Consider the following 15,800-nt stretch of genomic DNA (forward strand, 5'->3'; position numbering starts at 1 on the left):
AGCCGGGATGTTTCGAATAAGTTAATCTGTTTTATGAAAAAGATAAGTATTCTACGGCAAATCACCCATTTACTGTGCTTCAATTTTATAAAAAGTCGCTTTAGTTTTAATTAGATTGAAACCAAATTACTGAGATTAGTAAGTTTGGTTTGACAAAAAATGGATAATGACTCATCTTTATTTTTAATTCTCTTGAACCCATGGCAGACAAGGCCCTCATCGAAAAGGCTAAAAAAATCTTTGAAAACTTCCTAACCAAGCAAGGAAGCCGGAAAACCCCTGAAAGATTTTCAGTAATTGACGAACTTTACTCCCTTCCGGAAGATGAGCATATGGACGTGGAGGGGCTTTTTCTCAGCATGAGAAATAAAGGTTATACAATTAGTCGAGCAACTATCTATAACACACTTGATCTGCTGGTAGAAAGTGGACTGGCTGTAAAACACCAATTCAAGGATAAAGTCGCCCTCTATGAGCAGGCGCTCACCTACAAGCATCACGACCATCATGTGTGCAACCAATGCCGGAAAATCAGGGAATTCTCCGATCCTAAGATCAACGAAATCAAGGAGCAGATAGGGCACGGTTTTCAGTCTGCCATTACAAGCCATTCCCTTGTACTTTACGGCAACTGTGAAATAGAGAATTGTGAAAACCTACAGGAATTTTAAGCAAAAACCCGTTTATAAATAGGCTTTCTATAGGCAAACTGAAGATAAAGTGCGGGATATAAAAGCAAGCTCAGTAGTCCAGACCCTCCGTCAAACTCCACTTCATCCCTGATTTTGGTATGATTCCCTTCTTTGATTATCCGGTGCTTGTGTTTCCACTTCTTTAAGAAAAACGGTAATTCTACTCCTTCATCTACAAAGAAATATTCTGACTTGTCGGTGTGGCTGTCAGTGATCTCACTTGTCCAGCGCTGCCTGAACAGGAGAAAATTGAGTTCTAACGAAACCAAATCCCCAACCTCTGATCCGTCAAATCTCAGCAGCTTAACTGGGGGAAATGGTGGGCTAAGCTTTTGAAATAGTGTCTTATCAAAGCCCTTTTTTACAGAGAGGTAGTCCTGGCTGACCTTGGTGGAAAAGTTGATTTTCATTTTTGCTTAGAAGCTAAGGGCAAACAAAAGAAAGAGAATCAGCCAGATACCGTCCATGAAATGCCAATAGAAGGTAAAAAGACGAACTCTCATTTTCTCAAAAGGATTGGTGATTATGAGGAGCTTTTGGATTTCATCCTTTCTGCTTTTGCGTAACTGAAAATAAAGAATCAGACCAAAAACCATAGCTCCCAAAAGGTGAAAAATATGTATCCCACTCAGCACATAAAGAAAACTCCCGCTGGGAATGCCGGCGAACACTATCCCTTTTACCTTTAGTTCGTACCATCCCACGATTTGTAAACTAGTGAACATAAATCCTAAAATGACGGTAGTTCTGAGTGAACCTAGCAGCTTATCCGTATTCTCTTCCGTAAAGGCAATTCGCATGGATGTAGCCGTTAATCCGCTGATGATGAGCAGAAAAGTAGAAACAAGAAAGGAAACAGGCAGTGTCTGATTCATGCCTACGAGTAAGTTGCGGGAAGAAAACAAGAAGGCCAAAGCAAGAAAAAGAAAGACAATGCCGCTGCTGAGCATCCCCAGATAGAGTAGCATTTCATACGGATGCAGGCGTTCTGCACGCTGAAGGAGGGTTGGTTTTTCCTTATAATGGGCCATTACTCAGAAAACATCCAATAGAGTTGAAGGTTCAAAAAAACATTCAGGAATTAGGACTTCACAAAGGGAATTGAAAGAACAACTTTTTGTGAAAGCTGCACTGATCTGCGTCCTTATCTGCCATATCCCGCCTGGACAGCAGTCAAGTCTGCGGGAACCAATTGACCCAAGAAAAACACAAATAAGAACTTACTCATTTTCAAAACTTGGTTTCAACCGGACAAAAGCCAGCTGGTTTTCCTTTTTCAGGTAAGAATAAATAGCCCCTTTATGCACAAATGTCCTGTTTTCAAAATATTTCCCGATGATCGGGACACTGTGCTCTAGCTTTTGCTCGTGGATCTGATCGAGTTTGTCATCAAACACCGTAAGCGCAAAGACATACCGGGGCTTTTGGGGATCACTTCTATCCAGTTCCCTGCTGTAGCGGTAGTAACGCTGGGCTTCCCGGTCCTTTACCAATGGCCCGAAAGTCACCTCGTCGTTTTTGCGTTTGACCCAATACATGTACAATTGCTGATTGCTGATGTCCGACCGATATTTCCCGGATTTTCTATCTGATGTTATCCCGCTGCGGTATTTCTTATGGATCAAGGTGTCGCTTGCGGCTATATAATACCACAACTCATTGCTGGCAGAAGTAGATAGAATCACATCTGGGCCATTCAAAAGCAGGTACTTCAGCTCTGGAGAACTGTTTCTTTTACCGATATCGTAATCTACTGTCACAGTATATCGCTTGAGCTCTTCCCAGAAATCCACTGGTATTAATTTCAGGGATTTATCCTTCAGGTTTACCTTGGCAATGCCCAGTACATGTCCCCCCACTTTGAGATTTCCGTAGAAACTTGCCATGTAAGAACCGTCATTGGAAATCTCCCCCAGACCGTCTATTTCAGTATTAAAGGGCAGTCGGTCTCCGGTCAGCTTCCTATTGATCAGTTCGTAGGAATCTACCTTTTTGCCCTCAGGATTTAGCTTGTGGATCACCCGGTATTCTTTGAAAAACGTATCTCCCAACAGGGTTTTCTTAATTCCAAAGGGGAAATATTGCTTCACACTGTTTGGCCCGCGCAGGTCATAATGGATCAGCCTTTCCAGCCTAAGGCTGTCCATGTTGATCACTTCCACCCTTCCTGTTTCAGGTCTGAGATTGTATAGAATTCCTTCATTGCTCGAATAATCCGACATGCTGAGATCCATTTGCAGATAGATTTCTTCCTCGCCGGAATCGATGAAAACAGTGTCAATCACATAATTGAACCTAGGGCTTACATTTACTTCCGCAAGCTGTACTTCTACGGATTTTTCTCCACAGGAGGCAATTAGCAGAAAAACGCCTAGCAAACAGTATAGCTTCATGCTCTAAAAATTAAGGGCAAAAGTCCACAAAGCCAACAAATTACTGATTTTCATAAAAATCAGCGGCTAAATGATGAATGCTCAACAAGGATTGGTTTCAGCCGTACAAAAGCCAATTCATCCTCAATATTGAGAAAACTGTACAGCATGCCTCTGTGTACAAATGACCTTCCTCCCGGCATATATTCACCGGGGATTGTCACCTCTTCGCCCAGTTTCTCCTCATGGAGCTGGTTTAGGTTTTCATCAAAAATGGTGAGGACATAGGCATAATCGTTTCTACTGTCATCCTGCTCACGGCTATAGCTGTAAAACAGACCTGAATTTTCGTCTTTAACCAAAAACCCAAAAATGACCTCATCTGATTTTTGCTTCATTACCTGTTCAAATTCCTCCTGGCTGTTTGCGGTTTTCGGATAATTTCCAGGCTTTACATTGTTAGTAAATTCACTGGTGTATTCCTTATGTATAATGCTATCCAGTTCCGAATTATAGTGCCAAAGCTCGTTTCTAGCTGATGTGGAAACGACAAAGTCATTCCCATCCACCAAGAGAAATTTAAACTCAGGGGCACCTATAGCTCTTCCGTCCCCCTGATCCATATTTACTTCATACTTGTCCAGATCCCCCCAGAAATCCAGCGGAAACAGGCGCAGGGAACTATCGGCCAAATTGATTTGGGCTACTCCACGGATCCCTCCCTTTTCCTGATAATTACCATAAAAGCTTGCAAAGTAAGCACCATCTGAGCCTATCTGTCCCATACCATCTATTTCTTCATTCAGAGCTAGTTCTTCCCCCTTGAGAAAATCATTGGTGAATCTGTAGGTGGCTATTTTTGTACCAGAAGAGTCAAGCCTGCTCATAGTAAAATAATCCTGGAAAAAAAGATCGCCTGTGTTCGATTTCTTAATTCCTGTGATCGCCAGTTCCTTCACCCTATTTGGGCCATCCAGATCATATTGGACGAGTCTGTCCAAGGAATGACTCTCCAGATCGATGATTTCCATTCTGGCGGATTCGGGATTTAGGTTATATAAAAACCCCTCACCGGCAGAATAAGAAGAAAAATACAAATCCATATTCAGATACAGAAACTCATCACCCGCATCTATCATCACGGTATCGATCGAGTAGGAGAAATTAATATTCCCGTCATTTGAATTCTTGGTGTTCTTCTCTGTATTGCAGCTAAAAAGCAGGAGAACAAGTGCTAACTGGTAATATTTATTCATTTGTAAAAGTTGGTTTTAGTCTCACAAAAGCTAGTTCATCATCGATATTCAGAAAGGTATAGATCATCCCATGGCGAGCGAAATACTTGTATGGAAGATTAAAATTCAGAGGGAGCAATTCCTCATGTAGTTGGTTAAATGTAGGATCAAAGGCGGTAAGTACAGTTTTGTACATAATCTTGTCACCCTTCATGTGATCCATTTCCTTGGTGAATCGCCAATAGACGTCGTTATACTTATCAAAGAACAGGTGGCCATAGTTGACTTCTTTGTCTTTCTCTTTTATAATCTCCCTAAATTCTTCTTCTGAACCTGTGCGTTTTTGGTAATTTCCGGCAGCCTCGTTACTGGTATATCTGCTAGTATAGTCTTTAGAAGAAAGAGAATCAGTTTTGAGGTTGTAAAAGAAAACCTTGTTTTGAGCAGTATTGGAATATAAAAGGCTGTCATTCCTCAATTGTAGATGTACGTTAGCTAGGACCATTGACATAGGTTGTTCTCCATTGTAGTAAAGAACAGATTGATACTTGTCTAAATTTTTAGATACTTCCAATGGTTTGTAGCTTACATTCTTATTTTCCATATCAAATAGTGCCAGTCCTTCTGCAGGATCTCCCATTTTTTCGCCACCATAAAGTGCTACGAGCAATTTCCCGTTTGCAGAAAGTGTTTCATTTAGCTGGATTCGTTTTCTTTCAGGGAGTTTTTCTCCTTCAAATTCCTGCTTAGCATAGTTTAGGGTGGAAAGTTTGTCTCCTTGCTGATCGAAATGACAAACTTCATAATTGTCAGAAAGATAAAATGTCTCATCAGGAAGAATGTACACGCGGGACACATAAGGTGATCGAATACCATTCGGCCCATCCAAGCTCATGGGGATAACCCGTTCCAGTCTGAGGTTTTCCATATCAATAATTTCCAGACCAGGTTCATTAGCTCCGGTCTTGAAATTGTAGAAGTATTTCCCATCTTCAGACAAATCGGACGTGGTCAGGTTCCAGTTCACATGGATAAACTCTTCCCCGGCATCCACCATCACGGTATCCATCTCATAGGTGAACTCAACGGAACTAGATGTGAGATTTTCAGCACTTTCTTTAGTGGCGCAACTGGCTAAAACCACCAGGATAATCGGGGTAAGCAATCTGGTTTTATTCATAGGTAGGTTTGATGCGGACGAAGCCAAGTTCATCCTCGAGGTTGATGTATGAGTATAGTGTTCCGTCCTTGAAGAAGGTAAGCGATCCCCTTTCTGAATAGTCCACTTTTTCCTCGTGAAGCTGGTTGAGTTCTTTATCAAAAATGGTCAAAACTGTGGTGTAGGCTACCGAGTCTCCGATCATACGATCTAATTGGGTGCTGAATCTCCAGAATTTCCGGCTTTGATCGTCGTAGTGAAACTTGAGGAAATTAACCTCCTTATACTTCTCTTTAGCAAGGTCAAAAAGCTCATTCTCATCATTGGCTTTTTTCTCAAAGTTGCCTTGCTTGGCATCATCGGTTATCGTCGAGAGATAGGTCTTTTGCAACACCGAGTAATCCAAGAGGTTTACGATGTAGAGTTCGTTAAAAGCAGTCGATGAAACAAGGATCTCATCCTCAAATGGATCGATAAAAACTGATTCTGTATAGGATATTTTACTATTGCCATCGGGGCTGAAGACAATTGCAAATTTCTCGATTTTCTCGAAGATATCCAGTGGGACTTTTTTCAGTTCCATGGTAGCTAGATTGACTATTGCCAGACCGCTTTTCGGAGTTTTATTATCCTGTATTCCATAGCTGCTGTAGAAAAAATCCCCATCGTCAGAGATAAAACCCTCAGGATATATTTTCTCCAACTCTGAAATCGGATCTCCTGCAAGTGAATCCGGAGTGAACCAAAACCTGCTCATTTGGTCGCGATCGGCATTGAGTTTGATCAGGTAGTTCCAGGTGTTCAGGAAGAGCTCCCCATTGTCCGAGATATCCATCATCGGCATATAGGCATTTGCAGCAGCGATTCCGGTAGGGCCTTCATTTTCGAGTTTAATGACTTCTTTAAGGGTCAAGTCGTCCAAATCAATTACTTCCAGCTCTGGAACCCTTGCATTGAAGTTATACAGTGTTTTTTTGTCCGGGCTGAGCGACGAGGTACTTAGGCCTCTCGATAAGAAGATAAAGTGTTCCTCTCCGGGATCTACCTGAACGGTGTCTATTTCTACAGTGAGATTAATTTTAGGCGAATGATCCAAATTGGATTCATAATTTGTTCTATCAGATCCACAGGAGGCCACAATTCCCGCTGCAATAATTAAAATTAACCGTTCGATTTTATTCATAGCTAGGTTTGATGCGGACAAAGCCAAGTTCGTCTTCCAGGTTGATAAAAGAATAGAGTGTGCCTTCTTTGAAGAAGGCCAGGCTTTGGGATATGTTAAATTCGATCTTCTCCTCATGAAGCTGGTTGAGGTCCTGGTCAAAAATGGTCAGGACTTCTTTAGTGACCACGGAGTCGGCTATCATGCGATCCATCTCGGTACTTACACGCCAGAATTTTTTGTTAGTATGATCATACACCAGATTGTTGAAATTTACCTCTTTGTTTTTTTCAGTCCAGGCGTCATTCATTTCCTTGTCGCTATTGGTGTGCTTGGTATAAAGCCCTTTTTTCGAGTCCGAGGTCAGCGTGGAGTGAAAGGATTTCTTTTCTAAAGAATCGGATTTCAGATCAAAAATAAAAGCCTCATTTCTGGCGGTATTGGTGAGGTAGATTTTGCCATTCTCTTCCAAAATCCAAACTCTCTCTATCGTACTCATGCGGGGGTTTCCATCTGCAAACTGATTGATGTTAAAATCAACTAAAGACTCTAGCTCGGCAATGGGGATTTTCCGCAATTCCATGGTCTTTAAATCCACTATGGCAAGCCCCTTGGTAGCGCCCCCAAACTCCTGTGCAGAATAGGTGGCAAAGAGGTAATTTCCATCACGGGATGAAATGGAACCGAAATCCACTCCTTCCTTTTCCGCTAAACTGTCTCCTTTCAGATTCTCAGCTTGAAATTTGAATAGTTCATAATGATCCAAGTCTGAATTTGCCTTCACAAAGGATTGATAACCTTGAAATATAAAGTCTCCTTTCTCCGATACAGCCAAATCTGAAACATAAGTGCCTATTCCTGCTGGCCCCTCTTTTTCTAGTGGAATGGATTCCTGATAAGTCATGGTCTCCAGGTCAATGATTTCCAGTTCGGGAGCTTTGGTGTTCAGGTTATACAAGATTTTCTTATCCGGACCAACCGCGGCCGAGCTCATATAATTGCTGATGAAAACCAAGTGATCACCGGGATCCACCTGTATGGTGTCCATGGTGAAGGAAAAAGTAAAATCAGATTTTCCCTCCGTATCCGAAGAACCAGAACCGCAGGAAAATAGCATTGGAAGGGAAAGTAGCGTGAGTAATATCAGTGGGATTAGTTTTTTCATAGTCCTTAGAAATCAAAAGTGAACACCGCAAAACCCAACTCGTCTTCGACGTTGACGTAGGAATAGAGCTTGCCGTCTTTGAAGAATGCGTCATAGGGTTGGGAATTTAAACTTGAAAGGGATTTTTCACCAATTAAATTAAGGTCTTGGTCAAAGGCGAATAAATAAACATCATTCTTTGTTTCTTCCTCCTCCGAGGATTTTGGTTTGACAATTGAGCCAAACCTGTAGTATTGGTTGGATTTTCCATCTTTAAAAATCTTTCCGTAAGATATATCCTCGCTGGTTTCTTTGGCAACTCTTCTAAAGTCGTCCAAAGATGTGAAATCATTTGTGACTGGTATTTTTTTGGAGTTGGGTGCTAGTTCAACCTGGTATGATCTGTAAATTAATGAATCAGTCTCCGGCAGGTAGATATATAAACTGTTGGTAGCATAGGAGTGAATGATTGTTCGTCCGTCCTCTACATAGAGGACTATACTTCCAGCATTTGCACCAGAATAGGAATTTCCTTCTTTATAAGTAAGAGAGAACTTTGATAGAGGCTCAAATTCCGGTAAAGAGATAACCTTACCCTTCAAATCCACTAAAGAACTGACAGCAAAGCTGGTAACTTTTGAGGAGTCATTGATCGGCAAAGAATAAAGCTTTTGGTTTTCAAATGAAGGTGTGAGAGCGTATGAAATGGAGTACTTACTTATCCTGTCCGTATTTTGATACCCATCCATAGAAATTCTTAGGTCTTTCAATTTTTCTCCCTCAAGACTATAAACCCCCGTGGTTTCAAAGCCATGGAGAAACATTTCTTGTTCATTTAAAACTTTCAGTGTTTGCGGCATATTGGGCACAGCATTTGGACCTTCTTTAGCTAGTGTTTGTTGGGATACCAACTTCAATTGGTCCAGATCTATTACAGTAAAAACTGCAGAGGAAGGTTGGAGACGATAAAGAAATTTTTGATCGCTCGAAATATCCGATTTGAGGATACCATATCTCAAATCAATCAGTCCTGAGCCTGCGTCCACCACAACGGTATCCACGGAATAAGTCAGATTTTGGAGGATATTTTTCTTTTCTGATGACACGGGTTCTTTTCCCCCACAGGCTGATAGAAAGGCTAGAAAGGAAATTGCAAATAGTTTTCTCATGAATTTTATAGGTTAAAAGTGAACACCGCAAACCCCAGTTCGTCTTCAACGTTGACATAAGACCAGAGCTTACCGTCTTTGAAGAAAGGATACTCCGGAATGTGTTTTAGGTCATTAATCACTGTCTCTCCGACCAGCTTCATATCGCTGTCAAAAGCGTATAGAAATACGGATATTTTTGCGGGCATATCTGGCGAATCACTTGATGTAACAATACTGCCAATTCTAAAAAACAGCTTTCTGCTTTCATCCCACATAAGATTTTTGAAGGAAATTTGGGATTGAACCTTTCTGGATTCTTCCTGCTGTTCTTTTTTGGAAGAAACTTCTGTTTTTGGAAATTCTGTCTTCTTTTTAGGACTTATAGTGATAGGGAAGCTGAAAAAATCTAAAGAGTCTTTCTGAAAATCATACCGGTATAAGTCACTGGTTACCGAAGAGGAGAGATAAAGCTTTTCGTGATATTCCTCCATGAAATATTTCTCCAGATGAACTTCACCCATTCCATTACTAAAAAGTATAATGGTAAACTTCCCAGTATCATCCAGTTCAGGGATATCAATCATTTTAGCTGTCTTGGTGGACTGGTTTAAAAGAGCTAGATCTCTTTCTGTGGCACTGAAATTTCCCGGAAGGGCGTAGAGAAATTGTTCATTTGAACTTATTCCCAATTGAAAATTCAGATCGTAGTCCTCTCCGTCAAACTCGGGGAAGTCATCTGGCTTCAATTTGATCTCCTCCAGTTTTACCGCTTGTGCATCGAAGATTCCTGCAGATTCAAATGTCGAAAACATGAATTTTTCCTCTGGTAGAGCCATAAAATCCGACACAGAAGCGCCTATTCCATTTGGCCCTTCTTTTTCGAATACGATCTTCTTTGCAATTTTCAGTTGGTCTAAGTCCAGTACGGCCAGAGCATGATCATTTCTTGAAAATTGGTACAGCTTCTTGGAATCCGGGCTAACGTCTGAATAGTAGAGCCCCATCGAAAGATTGATCAACTCATTGCCGGCGTCCACCACCACCGTGTCCACAGAATAAGTAAGATTCTCTAGGATATTATCTGATTCAGCTTTTTCAGAGCTGTTCTTTTCTCCGCAAGAGGCGAGGATGGTTAGGCTTAGATATGGGATCAGGTTTTTCATAGCATCTAAAAATCAAATGTGAATACCGCGAAGCCGAGTTCGTCTTCTACATTTACATAGGAGTAGAGCTTGCCGTCTTTGAAGAAATATATTCGTGGGCTTTCATCTAGGCCTTCAAGCTTGGTTTCTCCCAAAACCTCCATTTTGCTATTATAAGCATACAGAAAGATATCTGCCGAGATAGGATCTTTGGGGGTTTCTCCAAGTGCTACTTTTTTGCCTAATCGGAGAAAGATGTCCCTGCTTTCATCCCAAAATAAGTGTTGATAAGTAATCTGACCAACGATTTTCCTGTACTCGCTCCACCACTGGTCTCCTGAATTAGGGGTTGAAAGGATTTCTCCGCTTTTTGAATTGGGAGTGATAGTATGATGGACAGGAAGATACTTCAGGCTATCCGATGCAGGATCATATTCATAGATACTACTGATCGTACCGCAAGTGATATAGAGCTTGCCTTCGTGCTCAGTGACCTGGTATGGCTCTACGTACATTCCGCCTCCAGCTTCCAAATAAACAGACCGATATTTAGATGAAATATCCATTTCTGGAAGTGATATCAACTTTGCTTCTTCCTTTGCAATGTCCATGATCATCAGCTGTTTCTTCTCATTCATCATTTCTCCAGGGAAAGACGTAAGAAATCGCTGATTCTGGGTGATTTTGGTGTTTTGATAGAGAGCGTAAAAATTCTCTGATATCGCCTGATCAATTCCTATTGGAGTTATTTTTAGGTTCTTGATCTGACTTCCGGCATAATCGTAGATTCCGATTTTCTCATTGCCATGCAAAAAGAAGGTACTGTCACTCAGGGATTGGATGATTTGTGCATAGGTTCCTACACCGTTTGGGCCTTCTTTTTCAAATGGTATTTTTCTGAGGAGTTTGTTTTCCTCCAGGTCAAAAAGATCCAAGGTGCCTGTACTGCCCTCAAATACAAGTAGCTGTGATTTATCTAAGGTTGGGGCAAATGGGGTGAAAAACCCAGCGGCAATAGCCAATATTTCCTCACCCGAGTCCATCACGATCGTATCCACAGAATAAGTCAGATTCTCAAGGATATTATCTGATTCGGCTTTTTCAGAGCTGCTCTTTTCTCCGCAAGAGGCGAGGATGATTAGGCTTAGATATGGGATCAGGTTTTTCATAGCATCTAAAAATCAAAAGTGAACACCGCAAAGCCTAGCTCGTCTTCTACATTTACATAGGAGTATAGCTTGCCGTCTTTGAAGAATTTGAAGCCAAAAAACGGGATAGGTGATACTTCCTCATGGAGTTGGTTGAGGTTCTCATCAAAAATTGTAACCACATCTTTGTAAACAGAGGAATCTCCTATTGTTCTTTCCAGATCCCGTGAAAACCTGTAAAACTTATTGGAGAAATCGTCGTGATAGAATCTGCTAAAATTGACCTGTCCATTCTTTTCCTTAAACATCCTGCTCATTTCTTCTGGAGAATCAGTAGAGGTCTTAGCAGGTATTTTCTTGGTGTTTTCGGTAAGGGTTGAGTGATAGACTTTGGAGGAGATAGAGTCTGTAGCTAGATCCAGCACATACACCTCATTGAAGTTTGCCGAAGAAAGTAGCAACTGATTATTTGCCTGAACGATATCGACATTTTCGTTTGTCCACATTCTTCTTTCTCCATTCTCAAAACGGGTTAATCGATAAGCATCAGCCCGCTCCCAAAGGTCTGTGGGTACTTTTTTCAGTTGCAGGTCCTCAAGTGAAAGGATAGCCAAGCCTTCACTGAATTTGGCAAAATCGTCTGGACCGTATGGGCACAGAAGATACTTTCCGTCCGGAGAAACCTGAAAAGGCTGACTCAATGTCTCGTCTGTCGCTAAGGTTTCAAATTTTCCGCTTCGGATTTTATAGGTTTTCATGGAATCCAGTTGAGAAGTAAACTCTCTGACATCCGTATAACTTATAAAAAAGAATTTGCCGTCTTCACTGATCACTATACTGCTAGGATTGCCGGCGCCCTGAGGGCCTTCTTTTTCCATTTTTATCCGATTTGTCAGTCTTAGGTTTTCCAGATCAATCACCTCCATCTCAGCTGCTTCAGGATTGTAATTGTAAAGCTGCTTTTTATCAGGAGATAAGGCTGCTGCGTTTAGCCAACCATTCAGGTAAATAAATCCTTCTCCTGGATCTACCAGGACTGTGTCGGTGGTATAAGAAAAGTCGAATTCTTTCTTTTCTTCTTCATCAGTTTGCTTTCCGCAGGCAAGACAGATTATCGATAAGGAAATGAACACTAGTTTTTTCATGGGTTCAGAAGTTAAATGTGAATATTTCGAAGCCAAGCTCGTCATCGACATTGACATAGGAGTAGAGTTTGCCGTCTTTGAAGAAATAGGTGGATGGAACTTCCTTCATCTCCTCGACTTTGGTTTCTCCCAGTACATTGAAGTCCTTATCGTAAGCGAAGAGGTAAATCTCATAAGTAGAAGCATCTTCTTGGGTTTCCCCTCTAAAAGTTTTTACGCCTAACCGAAAATACATTTGACGGGAATCGTCCCAGAGCATTTCCATAAAATTGATCTGCTCGAATATTTTATTTTGTATTTCCATTACCTCTTCCGGATCTGAAGGTTCTTTTGGGATGTTTACCTGCATTTCATTGGGGACGGATTGATGCTGGATATCAATAAATTCCAGTTTTTCAGTTTGGAGATCCAGTCTGTAAAATCCACTCATGGCTGCAGTGGATATTATTAATTCTCCCGGCAATAAAGTGATGAAGCTCCCTACGAAATAAAATGACATCAATTCTACTCCATTATTGCTTTTAAATACAAAAGAGCCGGAGTAATCATCTACTATCTTCATTTTGGGTATTGGCAGGGAGCTAGCTACTTTGGTTTCTGGGTTTAGTACAAACAGTCCATACTCCTTCGCATCAGCGAAACTTGGCCATGAATAGATTTTTTGGATCCCAAAATCATAAACTGAGTTTGAAAAAATCGCATGGTAATTTTCGGCCAAAGCTGACTCTATACCAGTGGGAACAAATTTCAGATCCCGTATTTTTTTACCGTTCTGGTTGAAAATCCCAACCGCATTATTATTATTCAAAAAAAGATCTCCATCATGGCCTATTTCTAATCCAGATAGGTAGCTGCCGATACCATTAGGTCCCTCAGCTTCAAATGGTGTTTTGTTTAGCACCTCTAAATTATCCAAATCCACTTCTACAAGCTTATAGGGATCTTTCTCAAAAAAGTAAAGTCTTGATTTATCCTTGGATAAATTATATGGAAATAAACCGGAGTTAATAATCAGAAAATCATCTCTCGGATCTACCATCAAGGTATCCACCGAATAGGTCAGATTTTCGAGGAGATTGCCAGACTCAGTAGATCCAGATTCTTTCGCTCCACAGGATGCGAGAAGTGCCAGCATGGAAATTGAAAGTAGTTTTTTCATGGGTTTAAAAATCAAAAGTGAAGACCGCAAAGCCCAGTTCGTCTTCGATGTTGACATAGGAGTAGAGCTTGCCGTCTTTGAAGAAGGCACCGAAAGGAGTCCTGGATAACCCCTTCAATCGAGTTTCCCCGATTAACTCCAAGTCTTTTGAATAAGCCATTAGGAATAGTTCAAATTCTTTTGCCCATCCGCCTTCATCGAACCTTATAGCTCTACTTGCAAACCGGAAATAACGTTTAGACTTTTGATCCCACAAGAAGCTCCAATAATCGATCTGGTGTTTGAGCTTTTTTAATTCGTCCTCAAACTCTGCTCTGCTCCCCACCTTATTTTTTACCTCTCCTGTTTTTTCCAAAGGGACGATCTCATGTGAAAATTCTCTATAGAAAAGGCTGTCTAGACTAGGATTGTAGATGTAGGTGCCATTCCCCACAGTACAGGAAATAAGGACTAACTCATTAAACTGCTGTAAGTGTAGAAATTCACCTTTTTGTTCAGCATCGCTTCTTATTAGGTATTTGTTAGCCCACTTAAACTCAGTTAGCTCCACCATTTTTTTTCTGTTTTCGAGTGAATCTATTACAGCAAAATAATAGTCTCTTGTTTCAATGTTCATCGGCAAAGAATACAAGTTGAGACGCTTTGGATCTAGGATTACTCTATTTCCAAGGGAGAAAGGCTCAACGGGAAAGCCTTCTGCCAATTCTTCTCGGTCAAGGTTCCAAGCCTTGATTTTCAAGCCTTGATCAGTGATAATAGATGGTCTATGAAGCGTTGGAAAAAAAAAGTTGCCGCCTGATAGTGCATAAAAGCCAAAAGTATGACCTGGGCTGTTTGGACCATCTTTCTCCAAAGAAAAGGAATTTATTAAGGTAAGATGGTCCAAATCAATTTTCTGCATTTTTAGGTTTTTGAAAAAGTAGAAAAAGCGGCCGTCTGGTGATGGAGAGGTACTATAACCTAAAGAGAAATCTAAAATTTCATTTCCAGTATCTACCATAAGTGTATCCACGGTATAGGTCAGATTCTCAAGAATATTCTTAGGCTCCTCGATGGTAGAAACTACCTCAGATCCAGGTTTTTCCTTACAAGCTGAAAGAAGCGCAAGAACTGAGATCGTAAGTAGTTTTCTCATGGGTTCAGAAGTTAAAAGTGAATACTGCGAATCCGAGTTCGTCTTCGACATTGACATAGGACCATAGCTTACCGTCTTTGAAAAAGGCATTTTCGGGTACAGTAAAGAGCTCTTCCAATTTTTTCTCACCTATCAAGTTGAGATAGGAGTCAAAAGCGGAAAGAAATACTTCACTTTTGTTGCTTGGTTCTTCAGAATTGCTGGGGATTAGGATAGAGCTGAAGCGGAAAAACTGATTGGAATTATCGTCCCAAAGCAATTCGTTGAAACGAACTTCAGAATCTATCAATGAAGTCTGCTCCTTTCGCTCTTCTGCTGAGAATACCTCATTTTTGATCTTCCTGGTTTTTTCGGTGGCCGTAAGAGTAAGCGGGAAAGTGATGTACTCCAGACTATCCAGTACGGGATCATAACGGTATAGGCCACTGCTCACCTCGGTGGTGATATATACTTTGGATTTTATAGCTTGTACTGTAACTGATTGTTTCCAGCTAGATTTGTTTCCATTATTTTCCAGTACGACTCTAAAATCATGCGTTACATCCATTTCCGGCAAGTCAATCACTTTTGAATTTTCTTCTTTAAAATTGATAGTAACTAGGTTGAAAACGGGATCACTATAATTAGTTTCCAGGAAAAACCCCATTTGTTTTTCGTCCACAAAAGCAAATTGGGAAAGATTATTGCCTATGGACTTTTTACCTCCAAGGAGCTTATCAATGGAATAATCAAAGTCTTGGGACAACTCGCCGGTCTTCGAAAATTTGCCGATTTTATGAGGCCCACTAAAGAGGAATCTTTCATCCCCCAGTGATGTGAGATGACTTCCAAACGACCCTACTCCATTTGGCCCTTCATTTTCAAACGGATAGCTGGCTGTAAGTGCCAATTTATCCAAATTGATTTCTTGCAACTGTATTGTTCTTCCATCTAACTTATAGAGTTTTTGATGATCAGGACTCAATGAAGAAATGATAAGCCCATATTTGAGATTAATGATTTCCTCCCCGGGGTTCACCACCACCGTATCCACAGAATAAGTCAGATTTTTAAGAATATTCTTAGGCTCCTCGATGATTGAAACTTCCTCAGATCCAGACTTTTCCGTACAATCGGCAAATAGAGCAAAGGCTAAAAGTGGAAGTAATTTTCTCAT

At 40.9% G+C, this 15,800-nt stretch carries 15 protein-coding genes; 1 reads left to right on the forward strand and 14 read right to left on the reverse strand.

The window, feature by feature from the left end; translation table 11 throughout:
• Positions 1 to 200: 200 nt before the first annotated feature.
• On the forward strand, positions 201 to 671 hold the full coding sequence (locus tag LZF95_RS14700; RefSeq protein ID WP_233755853.1) for a Fur family transcriptional regulator: 471 nt from the start codon (positions 201 to 203) through the stop codon (positions 669 to 671).
• On the opposite strand, the gene LZF95_RS14705 is transcribed toward LZF95_RS14700, so the two are convergent.
• From LZF95_RS14705 to LZF95_RS14770, 14 genes are all read right to left on the reverse strand, one after another.
• Entirely contained in the window at positions 668 to 1,102 is a 435-nt protein-coding gene (locus LZF95_RS14705) for a hypothetical protein (RefSeq protein ID WP_233755854.1), read from the reverse strand. The genes LZF95_RS14700 and LZF95_RS14705 overlap by 4 nt on opposite strands.
• Positions 1,103 to 1,108: 6 nt before the next feature.
• The gene (locus LZF95_RS14710) at positions 1,109 to 1,723 is read right to left on the reverse strand and encodes a cytochrome c oxidase subunit 3 (RefSeq protein WP_233755855.1); all 615 of its coding nucleotides are present in this window, start codon (positions 1,721 to 1,723) and stop codon (positions 1,109 to 1,111) included.
• A 189-nt stretch (positions 1,724 to 1,912) separates the two neighbouring features.
• Positions 1,913 to 3,085: a DUF4221 family protein gene (locus tag LZF95_RS14715; protein ID WP_233755856.1), complete on the reverse strand. Its 1,173-nt coding sequence runs from the start codon at positions 3,083 to 3,085 to the stop codon at positions 1,913 to 1,915.
• 59 nt (positions 3,086 to 3,144) lie between these two features.
• Complete coding sequence (locus LZF95_RS14720; protein WP_233755857.1) at positions 3,145 to 4,320, reverse strand: DUF4221 family protein; 1,176 nt, start codon at positions 4,318 to 4,320, stop codon at positions 3,145 to 3,147.
• Positions 4,313 to 5,479, reverse strand: a complete 1,167-nt coding sequence (locus LZF95_RS14725; RefSeq protein ID WP_233755858.1) for a DUF4221 family protein — start codon at positions 5,477 to 5,479, stop codon at positions 4,313 to 4,315. Before LZF95_RS14725 ends, LZF95_RS14720 begins: the two co-directional genes overlap by 8 nt.
• Complete coding sequence (locus LZF95_RS14730; protein ID WP_233755859.1) at positions 5,472 to 6,641, reverse strand: DUF4221 family protein; 1,170 nt, start codon at positions 6,639 to 6,641, stop codon at positions 5,472 to 5,474. The genes LZF95_RS14725 and LZF95_RS14730 overlap by 8 nt, the downstream gene beginning before the upstream one ends.
• Entirely contained in the window at positions 6,634 to 7,785 is a 1,152-nt protein-coding gene (locus tag LZF95_RS14735) for a DUF4221 family protein (RefSeq protein ID WP_233755860.1), read from the reverse strand. Before LZF95_RS14735 ends, LZF95_RS14730 begins: the two co-directional genes overlap by 8 nt.
• Before the next feature lie 5 nt (positions 7,786 to 7,790).
• Positions 7,791 to 8,933 carry a DUF4221 family protein gene (locus LZF95_RS14740; RefSeq protein WP_233755861.1) on the reverse strand — a complete coding sequence of 381 codons (1,143 nt, stop codon included), beginning with the start codon at positions 8,931 to 8,933 and terminating at the stop codon, positions 7,791 to 7,793.
• A gap of 5 nt (positions 8,934 to 8,938) precedes the next feature.
• A complete protein-coding gene (locus LZF95_RS14745) occupies positions 8,939 to 10,078 on the reverse strand; it encodes a DUF4221 family protein (RefSeq protein WP_233755862.1) in 1,140 nt (379 codons plus the stop codon).
• 5 nt (positions 10,079 to 10,083) lie between these two features.
• A complete protein-coding gene (locus tag LZF95_RS14750; RefSeq protein ID WP_233755863.1) occupies positions 10,084 to 11,226 on the reverse strand; it encodes a DUF4221 family protein in 1,143 nt (380 codons plus the stop codon).
• Positions 11,227 to 11,231: 5 nt separating this feature from the next.
• Entirely contained in the window at positions 11,232 to 12,350 is a 1,119-nt protein-coding gene (locus LZF95_RS14755) for a DUF4221 family protein (RefSeq protein ID WP_233755864.1), read from the reverse strand.
• A gap of 4 nt (positions 12,351 to 12,354) precedes the next feature.
• Entirely contained in the window at positions 12,355 to 13,509 is a 1,155-nt protein-coding gene (locus LZF95_RS14760; protein ID WP_233755865.1) for a DUF4221 family protein, read from the reverse strand.
• A 4-nt stretch (positions 13,510 to 13,513) separates the two neighbouring features.
• Positions 13,514 to 14,644 carry a DUF4221 family protein gene (locus LZF95_RS14765; RefSeq protein ID WP_233755866.1) on the reverse strand — a complete coding sequence of 377 codons (1,131 nt, stop codon included), beginning with the start codon at positions 14,642 to 14,644 and terminating at the stop codon, positions 13,514 to 13,516.
• A gap of 4 nt (positions 14,645 to 14,648) precedes the next feature.
• On the reverse strand, positions 14,649 to 15,800 hold the full coding sequence (locus LZF95_RS14770; protein ID WP_233755867.1) for a DUF4221 family protein: 1,152 nt from the start codon (positions 15,798 to 15,800) through the stop codon (positions 14,649 to 14,651).

The organism is Algoriphagus sp. AGSA1 (assembly GCF_021390545.1).
Taxonomy (GTDB): domain Bacteria; phylum Bacteroidota; class Bacteroidia; order Cytophagales; family Cyclobacteriaceae; genus Algoriphagus.

Coding starts and splice junctions, on each gene's coding strand:
- LZF95_RS14710 (WP_233755855.1), bottom strand. CDS start 1,723: ATGGCCCATTATAAGGAAAAACCAACCCTCCTTCAGCGTGCAGAACGC.
- LZF95_RS14770 (WP_233755867.1), bottom strand. CDS start 15,800: ATGAGAAAATTACTTCCACTTTTAGCCTTTGCTCTATTTGCCGATTGT.
- LZF95_RS14730 (WP_233755859.1), bottom strand. CDS start 6,641: ATGAATAAAATCGAACGGTTAATTTTAATTATTGCAGCGGGAATTGTG.
- LZF95_RS14705 (WP_233755854.1), bottom strand. CDS start 1,102: ATGAAAATCAACTTTTCCACCAAGGTCAGCCAGGACTACCTCTCTGTA.
- LZF95_RS14715 (WP_233755856.1), bottom strand. CDS start 3,085: ATGAAGCTATACTGTTTGCTAGGCGTTTTTCTGCTAATTGCCTCCTGT.
- LZF95_RS14750 (WP_233755863.1), bottom strand. CDS start 11,226: ATGAAAAACCTGATCCCATATCTAAGCCTAATCATCCTCGCCTCTTGC.
- LZF95_RS14720 (WP_233755857.1), bottom strand. CDS start 4,320: ATGAATAAATATTACCAGTTAGCACTTGTTCTCCTGCTTTTTAGCTGC.
- LZF95_RS14725 (WP_233755858.1), bottom strand. CDS start 5,479: ATGAATAAAACCAGATTGCTTACCCCGATTATCCTGGTGGTTTTAGCC.
- LZF95_RS14760 (WP_233755865.1), bottom strand. CDS start 13,509: ATGAAAAAACTACTTTCAATTTCCATGCTGGCACTTCTCGCATCCTGT.
- LZF95_RS14735 (WP_233755860.1), bottom strand. CDS start 7,785: ATGAAAAAACTAATCCCACTGATATTACTCACGCTACTTTCCCTTCCA.
- LZF95_RS14755 (WP_233755864.1), bottom strand. CDS start 12,350: ATGAAAAAACTAGTGTTCATTTCCTTATCGATAATCTGTCTTGCCTGC.
- LZF95_RS14740 (WP_233755861.1), bottom strand. CDS start 8,933: ATGAGAAAACTATTTGCAATTTCCTTTCTAGCCTTTCTATCAGCCTGT.
- LZF95_RS14700 (WP_233755853.1), top strand. CDS start 201: ATGGCAGACAAGGCCCTCATCGAAAAGGCTAAAAAAATCTTTGAAAAC.
- LZF95_RS14745 (WP_233755862.1), bottom strand. CDS start 10,078: ATGAAAAACCTGATCCCATATCTAAGCCTAACCATCCTCGCCTCTTGC.
- LZF95_RS14765 (WP_233755866.1), bottom strand. CDS start 14,644: ATGAGAAAACTACTTACGATCTCAGTTCTTGCGCTTCTTTCAGCTTGT.